Origin of the sequence: Shewanella sp. 10N.286.48.B5 (assembly GCF_002874355.2) — a bacterium.
Lineage (GTDB): Bacteria > Pseudomonadota > Gammaproteobacteria > Enterobacterales > Shewanellaceae > Shewanella.
In genome coordinates this window covers 66,134-82,217 of record NZ_MCVG02000002.1, presented here as the reverse complement: position 1 = coordinate 82,217, position 16,084 = coordinate 66,134, and the positions used below count along the sequence as shown (strand labels likewise).

The 16,084-nt window shown below is 41.8% G+C and carries 13 protein-coding genes; 10 read left to right on the top strand and 3 right to left on the bottom strand.

Annotation, left to right across the window (positions count from 1 at the left end; translation table 11 throughout):
• Window positions 1-78: 78 nt before the first annotated feature.
• The 3 genes from cysI to BCU57_RS15290 all read left to right on the top strand — a co-directional run bounded on the left by cysI (window position 79) and on the right by BCU57_RS15290 (window position 4,996).
• A complete protein-coding gene (cysI, locus tag BCU57_RS15300; protein WP_102438445.1) occupies window positions 79-1,770 on the top strand; it encodes an assimilatory sulfite reductase (NADPH) hemoprotein subunit in 1,692 nt (563 codons plus the stop codon).
• Window positions 1,763-2,536, top strand: a complete 774-nt coding sequence (locus BCU57_RS15295) for a phosphoadenylyl-sulfate reductase (protein WP_102438447.1) — start codon at window positions 1,763-1,765, stop codon at window positions 2,534-2,536. The genes cysI and BCU57_RS15295 overlap by 8 nt, the downstream gene beginning before the upstream one ends.
• A 738-nt stretch (window positions 2,537-3,274) precedes the next feature.
• A complete protein-coding gene (locus BCU57_RS15290; RefSeq protein ID WP_102438449.1) occupies window positions 3,275-4,996 on the top strand; it encodes a hypothetical protein in 1,722 nt (573 codons plus the stop codon).
• Window positions 4,997-5,121: 125 nt separating this feature from the next.
• Here BCU57_RS15290 and BCU57_RS15285 read toward each other — a convergent pair whose 3' ends face one another.
• Complete coding sequence (locus BCU57_RS15285) at window positions 5,122-6,021, bottom strand: phospholipase A (RefSeq protein ID WP_102438451.1); 900 nt, start codon at window positions 6,019-6,021, stop codon at window positions 5,122-5,124.
• 238 nt (window positions 6,022-6,259) lie between these two features.
• Here BCU57_RS15285 and cobA point away from each other — a divergent pair, with 238 nt between their 5' ends.
• The 7 genes from cobA (at window position 6,260) to nqrF (ending at window position 13,472) form a co-directional block, all read left to right on the top strand.
• Window positions 6,260-7,072, top strand: a complete 813-nt coding sequence (cobA, locus tag BCU57_RS15280) for a uroporphyrinogen-III C-methyltransferase (RefSeq protein WP_102438453.1) — start codon at window positions 6,260-6,262, stop codon at window positions 7,070-7,072.
• A gap of 484 nt (window positions 7,073-7,556) precedes the next feature.
• The gene (locus tag BCU57_RS15275) at window positions 7,557-8,918 is read left to right on the top strand and encodes a Na(+)-translocating NADH-quinone reductase subunit A (protein ID WP_102438455.1); all 1,362 of its coding nucleotides are present in this window, start codon (window positions 7,557-7,559) and stop codon (window positions 8,916-8,918) included.
• Window positions 8,918-10,135, top strand: a complete 1,218-nt coding sequence (locus BCU57_RS15270) for an NADH:ubiquinone reductase (Na(+)-transporting) subunit B (RefSeq protein ID WP_102438457.1) — start codon at window positions 8,918-8,920, stop codon at window positions 10,133-10,135. Before BCU57_RS15275 ends, BCU57_RS15270 begins: the two co-directional genes overlap by 1 nt.
• The gene (locus tag BCU57_RS15265; protein WP_102438459.1) at window positions 10,125-10,895 is read left to right on the top strand and encodes a Na(+)-translocating NADH-quinone reductase subunit C; all 771 of its coding nucleotides are present in this window, start codon (window positions 10,125-10,127) and stop codon (window positions 10,893-10,895) included. The genes BCU57_RS15270 and BCU57_RS15265 overlap by 11 nt, the downstream gene beginning before the upstream one ends.
• Complete coding sequence (locus BCU57_RS15260) at window positions 10,895-11,515, top strand: NADH:ubiquinone reductase (Na(+)-transporting) subunit D (protein ID WP_076540771.1); 621 nt, start codon at window positions 10,895-10,897, stop codon at window positions 11,513-11,515. Before BCU57_RS15265 ends, BCU57_RS15260 begins: the two co-directional genes overlap by 1 nt.
• Before the next feature lie 5 nt (window positions 11,516-11,520).
• Entirely contained in the window at window positions 11,521-12,129 is a 609-nt protein-coding gene (gene nqrE / locus BCU57_RS15255) for an NADH:ubiquinone reductase (Na(+)-transporting) subunit E (RefSeq protein ID WP_076540866.1), read from the top strand.
• A gap of 125 nt (window positions 12,130-12,254) precedes the next feature.
• A complete protein-coding gene (nqrF, locus tag BCU57_RS15250; RefSeq protein WP_102438461.1) occupies window positions 12,255-13,472 on the top strand; it encodes an NADH:ubiquinone reductase (Na(+)-transporting) subunit F in 1,218 nt (405 codons plus the stop codon).
• A gap of 132 nt (window positions 13,473-13,604) precedes the next feature.
• Here the strand turns inward: nqrF and BCU57_RS15245 are convergent, their stop codons facing one another.
• Both BCU57_RS15245 and BCU57_RS15240 read right to left on the bottom strand, forming a co-directional pair.
• On the bottom strand, window positions 13,605-14,801 hold the full coding sequence (locus BCU57_RS15245) for a hypothetical protein (protein WP_133149372.1): 1,197 nt from the start codon (window positions 14,799-14,801) through the stop codon (window positions 13,605-13,607).
• A 22-nt stretch (window positions 14,802-14,823) separates the two neighbouring features.
• Complete coding sequence (locus BCU57_RS15240; protein WP_413211459.1) at window positions 14,824-15,843, bottom strand: FAD:protein FMN transferase; 1,020 nt, start codon at window positions 15,841-15,843, stop codon at window positions 14,824-14,826.
• Between the last annotated feature and the right edge of the window lie 241 nt (window positions 15,844-16,084).

Below are 16,084 nucleotides of genomic sequence, written 5' to 3'. Positions count from 1 at the left end.
ATAAGCATAACGAAAATAATATACACGCTGGTGATTTGATATCACCAGCGTCATAAAAGCATCGATAGAGGCCACAGGATGAGTGAGCAAAAGTTAGCAGTAAATGAATATTTAAAAACCGACAGTGATTACCTGCGCGGCACCATTAAAGAAGGCTTAGACACCCAAGTTACCGGTTCGTTTAGTGATGGCGATCAGCAGTTGATCAAATTCCACGGCTTTTATCAGCAAGACGATCGTGATTTACGTAATGAGCGTAAAGAACAAAAACTAGAGCCTTTATACAGTTTCATGTTACGAGCCCGTGTACCAGGTGGTATTTGTAGTCCTGAGCAATGGTTGGATGTGGATAAAATCTCATCAACGCTAACGACATCAAACAGTATTCGTTTAACCACCCGTCAAACCTTTCAATATCACGGCATTCCAAAGCGTAATTTAAAAACGCTGATCCAAGGCCTTGATAGAGCGGCGTTAGATTCTATTGCGGCCTGTGGTGACGTTAACCGTAACGTAATGTGTAACCCAAACCCTGTTGAATCTAAGTTACATCAACAGGCTTATGCAGTGGCTAAAGAGTTGTCAGATCATTTATTGCCTCATACTCACGCCTATGCTGAAATTTGGTTAGATAAAGAAAAGCTGCTTGATACTGAAACTAACGAACCTGTGTACGGTAAAACCTACTTGCCACGTAAATTTAAAATGGCTGTAGCAGTACCCCCAGACAATGATGTTGATGTTTATACCAATGACTTAGGTTTTATTGCCATCGCTGAAGCGGGTGAGTTAGTCGGATTTAATTTAGTTGCTGGTGGCGGTATGGGCTCAACTCATGGTGAAGTGGAAACCTTCCCACGTCTAGCGGATGATTTTGGCTTTATTAAAACTGACGATGTGATTAAATTCGCTGAAGCTGTTATGACAGTTCAGCGTGACTGGGGTAACCGTGTCAATCGTAAGCGTTCACGTTTGAAGTACACCATTGTCGATCATGGCGTTGCAGAATTTAAAGCAGAAGTTGAAAAGCGTGCAGGGGTGAGTTTTGAACCTAAACGTGAGGTAGTGATTGGCGATCGCGGCGACCGTTATGGTTGGGTTCAAGGCTTAGATAACAACTGGCATTTAACCTTGTTCATTGAAAGTGGTCGTATTAAAGATGAGCCAGGTCAGACGCTGCAAACAGGCTTAAGAGAAATCGCCAAAATCCATAAAGGTGATTTTAGAATGACCTCTAACCAGAACATGATTATTGCTGGGGTTGCAGAAGAAGATAAAGCTGCGATTGAAGATTTAGCCCGTAAGCATGGCTTTTTTGGCAAGGTTATCAGTCAAACCCGCGGCCATTCAATTGCCTGCGTGGCGCTGCCTACCTGTCCATTAGCCATGGCCGAAGCGGAGCGATATTTCCCAGAGTTTATTGACCATATTGATGCGCTGCAAGCTAAGCATGGTATTAGCGAGCAAGCCATTGTGGTGAGAATGACAGGTTGCCCTAATGGCTGTGCGAGACCGTTCGCAGCCGAAATTGGTTTAGTAGGTAAAGCGCCGGGACGTTATAACTTGTATTTAGGTGCAAGCTTTGAAGGCACACGCCTTAATAAAATGTACAAAGAGAATATTCAAGAAGCTGAAATTTTAGCTGAGTTAGACAGATTATTCGGCTTGTATGTACTTGAGCGTGATGCAGGTGAAACCTTCGGTAACTTTACAGTTCGCTTTGGCATAATTAAAGCCGTGAACGATGCCGCTGTAGATTTTCATGGCTAACGGGTTAGCAACAGAGGTCATTACGATGATTAATCACAATGAGTTGCAAGCACTATTATCAGCTCCCAAGTCTGAGCAAAAAATAGTGCTAGAAAAAGTGAATCGCTTTTTAGCCGATTTAACCGCGCAAGAGCGAGTCACTTGGGGATTAGCTTTTTTGCCTGGCGAACATGCTTTATCGTCAAGTTTTGGTATTCAAGCGGCGGTTATGTTGCATATGGTAAGCCAAGCGCAGACAGATATTCCGGTGATATTGACGGATACAGGATACTTGTTTGCTGAAACCTATCAATTTATTGATGAGTTAACCCAAAGACTAGATTTAAATCTACAGGTATTTCGCGCCCAGCAGTCATCTGCATGGCAAGAAGCCCGTTACGGTAAGCTTTGGGAGCAAGATCTCGAAGGCTTAGAAAAGTATAATCGCATCAATAAAGTGGAGCCTATGCAACGTGCTTTGGCTGAGCTAAATGTCGGCACTTGGTTTGCCGGGCTACGTCGCTCGCAAGCCAGTACCCGTGAAGCGCTGCCCATTTTAGCTATCCATGGTGATAAATATAAGTTGCTGCCCATTATTGAGTGGAGCAACAAGGATGTGCATGAGTACCTCACTGAGCATCAATTACCTTATCATCCACTTTGGGAGCAAGGGTACGTGTCTGTGGGTGATACTCACTCAAGCAAGCCGCTTGAGCTTGGCATGAGCGAAGAAGAAACCCGTTTTAATGGCTTGAAGCGTGAATGTGGATTACATTACGAAATTTAGCCAATTGCAGGTTAGTCATTTGGTTATAAAAAATATCAGTCCAATGAGGCTGATATTTTTTTGAGTTTAATATTTTTGGGATTCAATAAAAGTGTCAATAGGGATGTTGAACGCAACATATGGGTCGCTAAGGTTAATATTTACTGCTAATGCGAGCGCTTATTATTAATAGCTAACATTGCTTTCGACCAAAGTATTAAAACCAATGACTGATATTTACCTCTGTTGCTTTATATCGTGATATTTAGCCAAAAACAATTAGGCATTTGTTAATTCTATAGTCTAAATTTAGAAGTTCCCGTAGATGGTTTTGTCGACACTTTAGGCATGTTTTTGCACGCCACGTACCTCCAAAGCCTCGCTCGTAAAACGAGTGTGTAGTGATTGGCTTGCTAGCGTAAGCATAATCCATTTGGTTATCTCGGTTAGCCATCATTGGCTAGCCGAGAAACCAACCTTTCATCGATATCGCTATCTTCATGGTTTATTTATCCTATCTTTTTGGCACCTGCTTAACCTTTTATTAGACTTTTAAACCTTATAAACAATTGCTTAACTCGGTTATTGCTTATCAAACCCCAAGCCACTTTTATCGAGGCATTATTTTATTTGCAAATTAAAAGTGTGCTAAGTTATCGCTATGCTTGATCAAATTGAGTTATCGGCATTAACTAAGCATTTACTCTCAAGGAAGAGTGACTTGTTATTACTTACATGTGAATTATGGAGCACAAATAAATGAAAAAACTGGCTATCGCAGTTGCCATTGCCGCTGCTGGTGCAGGCGCATACATGCTATCGAACAACGATGGTGTCACCACAACTGATAACGACATGCTCGCGTATATCCCAGCAGATACCTTACTTTTTTCAGGACAACTCACCCCGTTTCCGTTAGAAGATTATTTGTATTCAATGCCTATGGGGCAAAACGGTGCTGCCCAACTAGAGCAAATTGAGCAGGCTGGCCCATATTCAAGTGCCCAAGAGGGATTTTTTGTCAGTTTATATAAAAGTTATTTAACTAGCCTTGAAGACCCTGAACTGTTTTTAACAACCTTTGGTTTGCCTGCCAAGATTGAGTCATATACCTACACGCTAGGGGCGTTGCCTGTTTTTAAGGTGCAAGTCACTGATGAACAGGCTATTTGGAAAGTATTGGACAAAGCGTCAGAAGAAAGCGGTTTAGCCCACACCACGGCAACCATTGAAGGCCTTGAGTATCGTGCTTATTCACTTATTGATGACGATGAATCGATTGATTTAGTTGTTGCCCAGCAAGATGGCTGGTTAACAGTAACCTTAAATACCTCCTTCAATAAACCAGAATTATTAGCAACGGCGCTGGGATTATCCAAAGTTGATAATCCAATTAGTGACAGTGGCATTGTTGAAGATATCATTAAGACTCATGGTTTTTTAAACGACAGTATAAGCTTTATAAACCATGTGGAATTAGTGAAAGGATTAACCTCAACTGATGGCAATATGCTGGCTAAACAGTTATCTAAATTAGGCGAGTTAGATGGCACTGGCAGTGATCCTTTTGCAGAGTTTAAAACGGCTGAGTGTCAAACAGAGCTTGATGCTATCGCTGCAAATTGGCCGCGCACGGTTATGGGCTTAAAAGCATTTAATGTTAGCCGTAAACAAGCGCAGTTTGATGCCCAAATGGTGGTTGAATCTAACAACCAAGTGATATTAGGTGCATTTAATAAAATGCGCGGTTTTATTCCTAGTTTCACTAATAGCCTAACTGACAATGCCATGTCCATAGCACTGGGGCTTGATGCGGCGCAATTAGCACCAGCATTAACTGAAATTTGGCAAGATTTACAAACGCCCAGTTATCAGTGTGAAGCACTAGCGCAAATGCAATATGAAATCAGCGGCCAAAATCCGGCAATGCTTGGCATGATGACAGGCATGGCCAATGGGGTTAAGGGCATGAGTGCCACCATAGTCGACTTTTCGTTAACTGACGAAAATGGTGAGCCTGGCTTTAAGCACCTAGATGCACTGATTAGCTTATCGGCTGAAAACCCAGAAATGCTATTAAACATGATTAAGCCATTTGTGCCTCAGTTAGCCCAAGTTCAACTGGAGACTAATGGTGATCCCATCGATGTGTCTTCATTGCTAATGCTGCCACCTTCAATGGGGGTAAGCGCTCAAATGGCCATTAAAGATCAACACATTGTTATTTACAGTGGCGATAAAGGTGAAGACTTAGCTAATAAACTGGCAAAAGAACCACTGGTCGCCAATGGCTTAGCGAATATGTCGATTGATTATCAAAAAGTGCTGAAACCGGTATTTTCACTCATTGAAGAAAGCGGTGAGCAAGTGCCAGAAGAACTAGAAATGCTCAAAGATTATGACATGCGCATGCAGGTAAACTTGGATATTACCGATAAAGGTATTTCAATCTCTACTCGCGGTGATAGTAAAGCTTACTAAGTTGCTAACAAGCTAGTCGGGTATTGATAACAAAAAAGGTGAACTGTATATAACTGCAGCTTCACCTTTTTTATTCTTTTTATTGTTTTTTTTATGGTTGTTTTTATTGTTTGTGATGGCCTATTTTAAAGAATATCACCAATCGAAACCCCGATCCCAATGCGCTGATTATGATGATTATAGTCAATCATACTTTCGCCATAGCCATTAAAGTACTGGGTATATAAGCGTAAATTGCCTAATATCGGATAGCTCCAAGTAAACTCAATGGAGCCTTTATTTGGGTGTTGTAAATTATTGCGCCCCATTAAGGTAAACATATGCTCATCAAGGCCATAGACGGCTGTTAACTCAAAGTTGCCCATATAGTCTTCAATATCGGGGTTGTCATCACCCTCAGGCGAGCTGGGTGTTGCTTTTTCATCTTCAGGGATCCGCCACCACGCCTTTAGACCTAATGCAAAAGGGCCTCTATCAAATACCATGGTGCCGTAAATTCGATTCCAACTGCGTGAAAGTGAACCAGATTGACCATTAGATTGATGCACAGCCCCTACACCCCAAAACGAATTTGTTAACCCTGCCACTTGCCAGTCATTATTGAATAGCATGAACATTTCCGGTTCATGATTAGTTTCTCTAAAAGGGGAGGAAATTTCTTTATTATAGACTTGCCAGTAAGACTGGTTGGTATAGGCGAAATAGAGGTGGCCATTGTCGCCAAAAACGTTATACCACAGCGGGAATTTAAAGCTTATCTGAAACTTAGCCTCAGCGTTATCGATGACTTCTTCATTGTCGTCATTGGTTGTAAAGTTTGTATATGGGTCAGTGTTAGGGTTGTCATTATAGGTGTATGGCAAAATGTAATTAACTTTATGGGGGGTAATGACAAAGCGCTCCTCTGAAGTTTTAAGCTCGTCTTTTACTCTTTCATCAACGAGTGAGTCTTCAGCTAAAGCCACTTGGCTTACTCCTAAACCAATGGCTGCGCTAAACCATAATCGGATCCATGTTGGTTTCATTAAAAGCTCCCTTTAATTATATTTTTCTAGACTAACACTATGGTTAAAAATGAAAAGTACTGATGATTTGAGCTTGGGCTTTGTATGGTAACTGTGCAGCTAGTTTACCAAGGTTTTTAAATGCCACTTAATAGGTCTCATATAACTAAATGGAATAAAAGCTAAGTATTATCTATTATGTATGGAATATATAAAGGGCTATATTTGATGCTAAGTAAACATTGTGGGGTTTTGAAAAATGGAATTGGTTTCGATACCGGGTCAAGGAGCCAAAGGGAAAGTCTGGATAGTCGGTGCAGGGCCTGGAGATGTTGAGCTGCTCACCCTCAAAGCTTATCGGGTGTTAAAGCAAGCCGATGCTGTCCTGTACGATGCCCTCGTTAGCCAAGACATCTTAGATTTAATCCCACAAAGCGCTGAAAAAATTGCTGTGGGTAAACGTGCTGGCAAGCATAGTGCTGGGCAAGATGAAATAAATCAGTTACTGGTGACAAAAGCTTACACTCGCAAAAACGTGGTACGCCTTAAAGGTGGTGATCCGTTTATTTTTGGTCGTGGCGGTGAGGAGCTGCAAACCTTAGCAGAAACAGGGGTTGCTTTTGAGGTTGTCCCCGGTATTACTGCTGCTAGTGGCACAGCTGCTTATGCTGGCATTCCATTAACCCACCGAGATTTTGCTCAAGGAGTGACGTTTATTACTGGTCATTGCCAATTACAAAGTCGGCCGATGGACTGGCAAGGTTATGCAAATCCAAATAATACCTTAGTGGTTTATATGGGCATTTTGAACGCAGAGATTATCCGTGATGGATTAATGAGTAGTGGCCGTGATGGTGATACGCCTGTGGCTATTGTTTCTAAGGCGACGACCGCATCTCAACAGCGCTTTATCGGTAAGTTAAGTGAGTTATCGCAGCTGGCTGCAGATCCTGCTTTGCAAATGCCAGCATTGATGATTATCGGTGAGGTGGTGTCATTGGCAGACAGCCTCAATTGGTTTAATCCTCAAGAGTACTCAGCTGCACCAATTCAGTCTCAAGTGAGTATTTAGCGGATTTGATCTTAAGCTATATTTACCGATAATTTTGACCGCATGAATTTAAATGGCGAAGACGACAGTCTTGGCCATTTTTTGTTTTTAGCTGCTCAGGCTTGCCATTAACATGTTCATTTCATACTTATCCCATATTTGTCATTCTTATTGCTGCAAACTTAATTATTATCTCAGTGCTTACCTAGCAAATTTTGATTTCTGTAATTCTTATACAGCTTTTATTGAGATTAATGTGAACTGTGTCTATGTTAAATTGTGATACATGGGGTAGTTCAGCATTGGGTAGCGTTTTAGATGCTGTTTTTTGTGCTTTAGTTCCTGTTTTGAAATTGAATATCGGTCTTGGTTCAAGTTTTTGGTCGAATTTAGGTGTTATTAGTACATTTATTTCACAATTTATTTAAAAGGTGTGACCTCAATGGCGGATTTAGGTCACAAATCTATTTATTATGTGGTATCTGAATTTTAAAGGTTACAAGTAATGGCTGGATCCTCAAATCAGGTTATAACAATTAAACGGGGCCTCGATGTGCCTATCGCGGGTGAGCCGCAACAAATAATCGACGTCACAGCAAAGCCAACCAGAGTTGCCATATTAGGCGAAGAGTATGTTGGTTTAAAGCCGACTATGTTGGTTGAAGAAGGTGATATCGTTAAAAAAGGCCAAGCGCTTTTTCAAGATAAAAAGATTGCCGGAGTGACCTTTACTGCCCCTGCGAGTGGCGAAGTGATTGCCATAAACAGGGGCGAAAAACGGGTGCTATTATCAGTGGTGATCCGTTGCGAAGGCGATGAAGCCGTGAGTTTTGCTACTAGCGATGATGTTTTGGCATTATCCCGCGAAGCGGTGCAAACCAATCTGGTTAACAGTGGGTTATGGACGGCATTAAGAACCCGCCCTTTCTCAAAAATTCCCGCGTTAGATACTAGGCCATCGGCAATCTTTGTGACCGCCATGGACAGTAATCCGTTAGCGGCCGATCCTCGCGTGATTATCGCTGAGCAGCCACAAGCATTTGCTGTGGGAATGCAGGCACTAACCCGGTTAACCGATGGTAAAGTGATGCTGTGTCATGATCAAGGTGAGGCGTTACCCGGCCATGATTTAGCTCAAGTTGAGTCATATCAATTTGGCGGCGTTCATCCCGCTGGGCTGGTGGGTACTCATATCCATCTGCTGCATCCAGTAAGTGTTGAGCGGGTAGTTTGGCATATTGGCTATCAAGATGTGATTGCCGTTGGCAAGCTGTTTCAAACCGGTGAGCTATTTAATGAGCGAGTGGTGTCATTTGCTGGACCCAATGTGTTAAAACCAAGGTTACTGCGGACCCAATTAGGGGCAGACTTGGGTGAGCTAGTCGAAAATGAAATTGAAGATATTCACTCACGGGTGGTATCGGGCTCCGTACTTTGTGGCCATACCGCAGTTGGGGTTTATAACTATTTAGGTCGTTATCATAATCAAGTTTGTGTACTAACTGAAAACGCCCGTCACGAGTTATTACCTTGGGTGCGCCGTAATAAAGAAAAGTTCTCACTGACAGGTATCATGATGTCAGGTTTTAGCCGTACTAAAAAACTGTTTGATTTTACCACCCATGCAGGTGGCTCTCCTCGTGCGATGATGGCTTTTGGTCAGCTTGCCCGCGTTATGCCTTTGGATATTTTACCGACCTTGTTGGTGAGAGATCTGGTGGTGCGAGATACCGATGAAGCACAGCTATTAGGCGCTTTAGAATTAGACGAAGAAGATTTAGCACTTTGTACCTTTGTTTGTCCCGGAAAGTATGACTTTGGTAAAGAGTTACGTGCTTGCCTAGATATCATCGAGAGGGAAGGTTAATGAGTCAGCAACAAAAGAAACCGGATCATCAAGATCGCTATTATGCTCATGGCGACTCGATGAAAAGTTACTTGCGATCCTTGTGGATTGCTCGTGGCCGCAGTACCAAAGGTAAAGTGCATGTTCGTGATGCCATTGATGTAAAACGTACCATGCATATTGTGGGTATGTGTTTACTGCCCGCCATATTTTTTGGGATGTACAACCTAGGCTTACAAGCGCAAATTGCCATCATGGCTGGGGCAACTCAACCTGAGGCTTGGCAGGCTGGCTTGTTTTCAATGCTGTTTGGCCAGTTAACCGAACAATCAGGTTTTGTCAGCTTAATGGCTTATGGTGCGAGTTATTATGTGCCAATTTACCTAATGACCTTGTTTGTCTGTTTAGTGTGGGAAGTGGTTTTTGCCAAAGTGCGGCGCCAAGAATTACATGAAGGCTTCTTTATTACAGCATTACTGTTTTCTATCATAGTGCCGGTATCGACACCCTTATGGATTATTGCTGTAGGAGTGACCTTTGGGGTTATCGTAGCCAAAGAAATGTTTGGCGGCATGGGTTATAACTTTTTAAACCCAGCGTTAGCCGGTTATGCCTTTATCTATTTTGCCTACCCCACAGAAGTCGCAGCCTTAAGCCAATTTGTTGCTGCTGATGGTTTTTCAGGTGCCACCACCTTAACCCAAGCTGCAGCCAGTCGCGCGAATATGTTTGCCGATGTTAGCTGGATTAGCGCCTTATCAGATCCTGCATGGATGGATGCATTTTTAGGCTTCACTCCAGGCTCTATTGGTGAAACCAGCACCTTAGCTATTTTGATTGGCGGCGGTGTATTGCTGCTAACTCGAGTGGCAGATTGGCGAGTGGTTGCTGGGGTTATGTTCGGCATGATCGCTACAGCAATATTGTTTAACTTAGTTGGACCTGCGAAAAGCTCTATGGCTTCTATGCCGTGGACATGGCATTTAGTTACCGGTGGTTTTGCACTGGGGATGATGTTTATGGCAACCGATCCTGTGACCGCCTCATATACCCGCAGTGGTCGATACGCCTATGGCGCGTTAATTGGCTTTATGACCATACTCATTCGAGTGTTGAATGTGAAATTGCCTGAAGGGATCATGTTGGCGATATTGTTCGCAAATCTATGGGCGCCATTATTCGATTATCTGGTGGCTCGTGCCAACATTAAACGGAGACTAAAACGCCATGGCCTTTAAGAAAGATAGCATAGCTGGCACGATGATTTTTATCATCAGCCTGAGTTTGGTCTGTTCGTTTATGATCACCGGTACCGCTGAAATTTTAAAAGAACGTAAGCTGGTTAAAAAGCGTGATGAAGTGCAGCAGTTTGTATTACGGGCCGCCAATATTGATATCAGCAGCGGCGATTTTAGGGAATTATTTGAACAAAGAGTAAGCCCTAAAATGGTCAATCTAGAGTCGGGTGAGTTTGTTGATCATGACAATCTACTTGATTTTGATGAGCGTATGGCAGCGATAAACCCAGATACATCATCAAAACCTAAAAAAGATACCGCCAAAATTAAAAGCCGTGCGGATAATATCCGCGTATTTGAAGTCTTTGACGCTAATGGTCAATTATCCAGTGTGGTGATGCCCATTTATGGTAAAGGACTGTGGTCGATGATTTATGGTTATTTAGCCCTTAAGCCTGATTTAAATACCGTTGAGAATATTATTTTCTACGAACACGGTGAAACCCCTGGTATTGCTGATTTTGTAACAGATCCCCAGTGGACTGACTTATGGAAAGGTAAGCAGCTATTTGATGATAAAGGAAAAATTTCCATCAAGGTTATCAAAGGCGGTGCTAAAGCTGGCGATATTCACGGTGTTGATGGCGTTAGTGGCGCAACCCGAACGGGCATGGGCATTCAACGTGCGGTTGAATTTTGGTTTGGTGTAGAAGGTTATCAAACCTTTCTTAACCAGTTTGCCACTACGGAGGCGAAATAATGAGTACGACTATCTCAACTAAACAAATTCTGACCTCACCGATTTTTGCCAATAACCCAGTGGCGATGCAAGTGCTAGGGGTCTGCTCTGCACTGGCTGTGAGTAATTCAATGCAAACCGCATTGGTAATGACACTGGCGGTGACCTTTGTTTTAGTGTGCTCCAATGTGATCATTTCGAGCATTCGCAATTTTATCCCTAGCAGCGTGCGTATTATTGCGCAAATGACCGTGATTGCCTCTTTGGTAATTATCGTTGATATGGTGTTGCAGGACGTGGCTTATGAGCTTTCAAAGCAGTTATCTGTATTTGTCAGTTTGATTATTACCAACTGTATCATCATGGGCCGCGCAGAAGCCTTTGCGATGAAATACCCACCGCATTTGGCATTTGTTGATGCGCTAGGTAATGCCATGGGCTACGGGGTGATTTTATTAAGTGTCGCCTTTGTGCGTGAGCTACTAGGACGCGGAACCTTATTTGGCAAAGAGATATTTACCACTATCGAAAACGGTGGTTGGTATCTTGCCAATGAAATGTTCACCTTGCCACCAAGCGCATTCTTTTTGATCGGCGTGATGATTTGGGCGATCAATGTTGTGCAGCGTAAGAGAGGATAATGGCAATGGAACACTATATTAATTTATTTATTCAAGCGGCCTTTATCGACAACATGGCACTGTCTTTTTTCTTAGGCATGTGTACCTTCCTCGCGGTGTCTAAAAAGGTCTCAACCTCATTTGGTTTGGGCATTGCAGTGATTGTGGTGATGGTATTAGCCGTACCGGTAAATCAGCTGATTTACGTGAATATCCTTGCGCCAGGTGCACTGGCATGGGCAGGCTTCCCTGAGCTTAACTTAAGCTACTTACAGTTAATTACCTTTATTGGGGTGATTGCCGCTTTAGTGCAGATTTTGGAGATGTTTTTAGAAAGATACATTCCAACTCTGTATCAATCTTTAGGTATTTTCTTACCGCTACTAACGGTGAACTGTGCCATTTTTGCTGGGGTTATTTTCATGGCCAACCGTGATTATAACTTAGGCGAATCTGTGGTGTTTGCAGCAGGTAGTGCAGTGGGCTGGGCGATGGCCATTGTCTTACTCGCCGGGCTGCGTGAACGGATGAAATTTCATGCTATCCCACTAGGGCTGCAAGGAATTGGCATTACCTTTATTACTACAGGTTTAATGGCATTAGGTTTTATGTCATTTGCTGGCATCACTTTGTAAGGCGTGAAAATGCAAACAAATTTGAATTCGCTTATAGATGACTCACTCATGCTTGAATCAGTGGTTTTGGTAAAACTGACCCATGAGACTGCTTGTTATCAGCAACTGTTGAGAAGGTGCATTTAATGGAAATGGCAATTGGCATAGGCATGTTTACCATAGTGGTAAGTTTGCTGGTAATGATAATTTTATTCGCCAAAAGCAAATTGGTGGGTACGGGTGATGTCACCATCGGCATTAATGGTGATGCAGACAAAAGTGTGTGCACACCTGCTGGTGATAAACTGCTTGGCGCACTGGCGAGCAACAGTATTTTTATTCCATCGGCCTGTGGCGGTGGCGGCACCTGTGGCCAATGTCGGGTCACAGTGAAATCAGGTGGCGGTGATATCTTAGCCACAGAGCTTGACCACATCACCAAAAAAGAAGCCAAAGAAGGCTGCCGGTTAGCGTGTCAGGTTGCGGTGCGAACCGACATGGAACTAGAAGTGGATGAAGAGATCTTTGGGGTTAAAAAGTGGCAATGTGAGGTAGTTTCTAATGACAACCAAGCGACCTTTATTAAAGAGCTGCTGCTGAAAGTCCCTGAAGGGGAGGATGTTCATTTCAAAGCCGGTGGTTATATTCAAATTGAAGCCCCTGCCCATGAGGTGAAATACGCTGATTTTGATATTCCTGAGCAATATCGTGATGACTGGGATAAGTACGACTTATTTAGCCTAGTTTCAACCGTTGATGAAGATGTATTACGTGCTTATTCAATGGCGAACTACCCTGATGAAAAAGGCACCATCATGCTGAATGTGCGTATTGCTACGCCGCCAAGCAATGATTTACCACCAGGGCAAATGTCGTCATATATCTTTAATCTAAAGACTGGCGATAAGGTGACTATTTCAGGGCCCTTCGGTGAGTTTTTTGTCAAAGAAACAGACGCTGAAATGGTGTTTGTTGGTGGTGGCGCAGGTATGGCGCCGATGCGTTCGCATATTTTTGATCAACTTAAGAGTAAGCAAACAAAACGTAAAATGTCATTTTGGTATGGAGCGCGTTCAGCGCGAGAGATTTTTTATCAAGATGATTTTGATACCTTAGCCGCTGAAAATGACAACTTTGAATGGCATGTAGCTTTGTCAGAGCCTTTAGCTGAAGATAACTGGACCGGCTATACCGGCTTTATTCATACGGTATTATTGGAAAACTATCTTAAGAATCACAAAGCGCCAGAAGATTGTGAGTTCTACATGTGTGGCCCTCCAATCATGAACTCCTCTGTGATCAGCATGCTAGAAAGCTTAGGTGTTGAAGAAGAAAATATCTTGCTAGATGACTTTGGTGGCTAGTGTTTAGTTTGAAAGGCTTGGCGTTAATTAAAGATAAACAAGCTAACTAAAAATGAGCTACTAAAAGTAAGTTTTCAAAAATAAAAAAAGCTGAAACCTAGGTTTCAGCTTTTTTATATCGCAATGTGTGAATTATCCTAGAGGAATAATACCTTCAACTTTAATCACTAATGAACAAGAACCAACGTTTGTCCAGTCAACATCCGATGGAGTAAAGTCTTCTCCAGCACCAAGTCCTGGAACTTCAGTAACCCAGTCAAATCCTTTTAGTGCTGTACGCTCGTAATCAATAGTACCTAAAATTCGAGCACCCATATTACGATCAGGCTTACTTGATAGCATTGGTGAGTATTCGTAATATGCCAATCGAACGTCACCATGCATAACTGCATTATAACAAGTGTTATTCTTACCAATATTCATCGAGGCGTAATAGTTACCATTATCTTCTAGTTTCATGCCGTAGCCGAAAATAGCAACATTAGGCAATTCAACTTCTTCAGTTGTTTCTTCATCAGTAAATTTACTAACAGTGGAAATTAATTTAGAACCCATTTGGTTATTAAAGCCGTTTAGTTTGTACTCTTTACCGTCGTTAGGGTACATGTCTTTAATAAATTCACGATTTTCTAAACCACAAGCTGTTTTCAATGTCTTAGCGGTATTTTCACCACTTTCTGTGGCTTCTACCCACTCGTAGTTGTAAATACTACCATTGAGTCTTTGTGCTAAATAGTCAGCGTTTAGGAATGAAGAGCTGCCGTAGTAGAAAGAACCCGATGCCCCAGTTTTTCCATCAACGAGACTGTCGTCTGGTTCAGGTTGTGGGAACGTTGGATCCTGTGGATTACCCGGATCAACAGGTGGTGTTTCATTGTGGCCATCATGACAATTACTACAACTTCCAAAATTTCCATGAGGAATCTCAACGGGATCATCATTGTCGTAAGTGTGGCAACTAGAACACTCATTAGCTGCCATCGCTGAAGCAAAGGCGGACATTTGCGGAGCTTCTTCTGCTGGCGCATTCGGGTCAATATAATCAAACATTACGCCTTCTTCAGCGCATTGTTGGTTGAAAGTAGAAATGTAGCCTACTGCTTTATCCTGAAGTTCTTCAGTTTTAGTTGTTAAATTAGCATTGTCTTCTGCTAATGATTCATTTTTTGAACTTAATTCTGTATTTTGAGAGTTTAATTCAGCATTTTGTTGTTCAAGCTGTTTTATTTGGCTTTCAAGCCCAGATGTATCTTTATCATCATCACTACAGGCAGTCATACCTAATACAGCAATACATAATACACTTAGTTTAAATTTATTCTTCATCATTTTTCCTGTTAATAGTTTAAAACTATTCTTTAATATATTTTTCAAAGCTTTCTGAATGGTGAGTAATCAACTCTCCAAACTTATCCTCAATGATCATGATTGGGATATTGTGTTCATTGGCAACAGCCAATGATTCCTCAACAGTGAGCACCATAAAGGCGGTAGCCAATGCATCAGCTGTCATAGAATTTTTTTCAATTACCGTGACTGAAACAACGGTATGAGATACGGGTTTTCCTGTTCTAGGGTCAATTAAATGCGAGTAGTAGTGGCCATTTTTTTCGAAATATTTACGGTAGTTCCCCGATGTCGCGACGGCGGAGTCCCCAGGGGTGATAATTTCCATTTGTCCTGTTGAATAAGCAAAGGGTTTATCAACTCCCACCTTCCAAGCCTGTTGGCTAGCATTTAATCCCTTAATTCTTAACTCCCCGCCAATATCAACTAGATAGTCATGAATATCATTGCGTTCCAATACGTCAGCTACGACATCGACACCGTAACCTTTTGCTATAGCTGAAAGGTCAATTTTTAGATTGGCCGCGTTTTTTGTGAGATACTGATTCTTAAGGGTTATATTGCTAATTCCGGTGGATTTTATGGCTGCTTCGATTGCTTGTTCTGATGGTAAGTCAGTGACTTGGCCATCAGGGCCAAACCCCCATAAATTAACTAAAGGCCCAACTGTGATATCCAGTGCATTATTAGTGAGTTGAGCAACATGAATAGCATTAGTTATGACGTGATTCATGTCATAACTAATGCGTATGGGTGTAGCTTTAGGTGAGTTGTTTATTTTATTGATTTCAGAGTCTTTACGCCAAGTTGACATTGATTGATTCACATCATCTAGACGTTGTTCTATTTGACTTCTAATATCAGCCATTCTTTTTGCAGATATTTTAGTTTCTAACCAAGTAACTTTATATTTATTACCCATAGTCTCTCCCCGAAGGCTTTTCATATCCTGGGCAGATGCAACTGAATTTATAATGATATAAGTAAATAGAAAGATAGAAATGTTAAAAATTATTTTTTTCATAATTTAGTAATCTAAAAATTAGATTTATAGATTACATTGTCATGAAGGGATGTAAACTTTACTACTACTTTTATTATTCGGATTTGAGATTGAAGTCATATTTATTCTAAAGTTATATTACAGGTCAATTTAGATATTCATTAATTAGTATATGTTTAACTATTATATATTTTAATGAAGAAGAGTTTTTATTATTAATAATAACTTTTATAACAGGGGTAATTGTGAACTACTCGCCAGA

Coding starts and splice junctions, on each gene's coding strand:
- cysI (WP_102438445.1), top strand. CDS start 79: ATGAGTGAGCAAAAGTTAGCAGTAAATGAATATTTAAAAACCGACAGT.
- BCU57_RS15295 (WP_102438447.1), top strand. CDS start 1,763: ATGGCTAACGGGTTAGCAACAGAGGTCATTACGATGATTAATCACAAT.
- BCU57_RS15290 (WP_102438449.1), top strand. CDS start 3,275: ATGAAAAAACTGGCTATCGCAGTTGCCATTGCCGCTGCTGGTGCAGGC.
- BCU57_RS15285 (WP_102438451.1), bottom strand. CDS start 6,021: ATGAAACCAACATGGATCCGATTATGGTTTAGCGCAGCCATTGGTTTA.
- cobA (WP_102438453.1), top strand. CDS start 6,260: ATGGAATTGGTTTCGATACCGGGTCAAGGAGCCAAAGGGAAAGTCTGG.
- BCU57_RS15275 (WP_102438455.1), top strand. CDS start 7,557: ATGGCTGGATCCTCAAATCAGGTTATAACAATTAAACGGGGCCTCGAT.
- BCU57_RS15270 (WP_102438457.1), top strand. CDS start 8,918: ATGAGTCAGCAACAAAAGAAACCGGATCATCAAGATCGCTATTATGCT.
- BCU57_RS15265 (WP_102438459.1), top strand. CDS start 10,125: ATGGCCTTTAAGAAAGATAGCATAGCTGGCACGATGATTTTTATCATC.
- BCU57_RS15260 (WP_076540771.1), top strand. CDS start 10,895: ATGAGTACGACTATCTCAACTAAACAAATTCTGACCTCACCGATTTTT.
- nqrE (WP_076540866.1), top strand. CDS start 11,521: ATGGAACACTATATTAATTTATTTATTCAAGCGGCCTTTATCGACAAC.
- nqrF (WP_102438461.1), top strand. CDS start 12,255: ATGGAAATGGCAATTGGCATAGGCATGTTTACCATAGTGGTAAGTTTG.
- BCU57_RS15245 (WP_133149372.1), bottom strand. CDS start 14,801: ATGATGAAGAATAAATTTAAACTAAGTGTATTATGTATTGCTGTATTA.
- BCU57_RS15240 (WP_413211459.1), bottom strand. CDS start 15,843: ATGAAAAAAATAATTTTTAACATTTCTATCTTTCTATTTACTTATATC.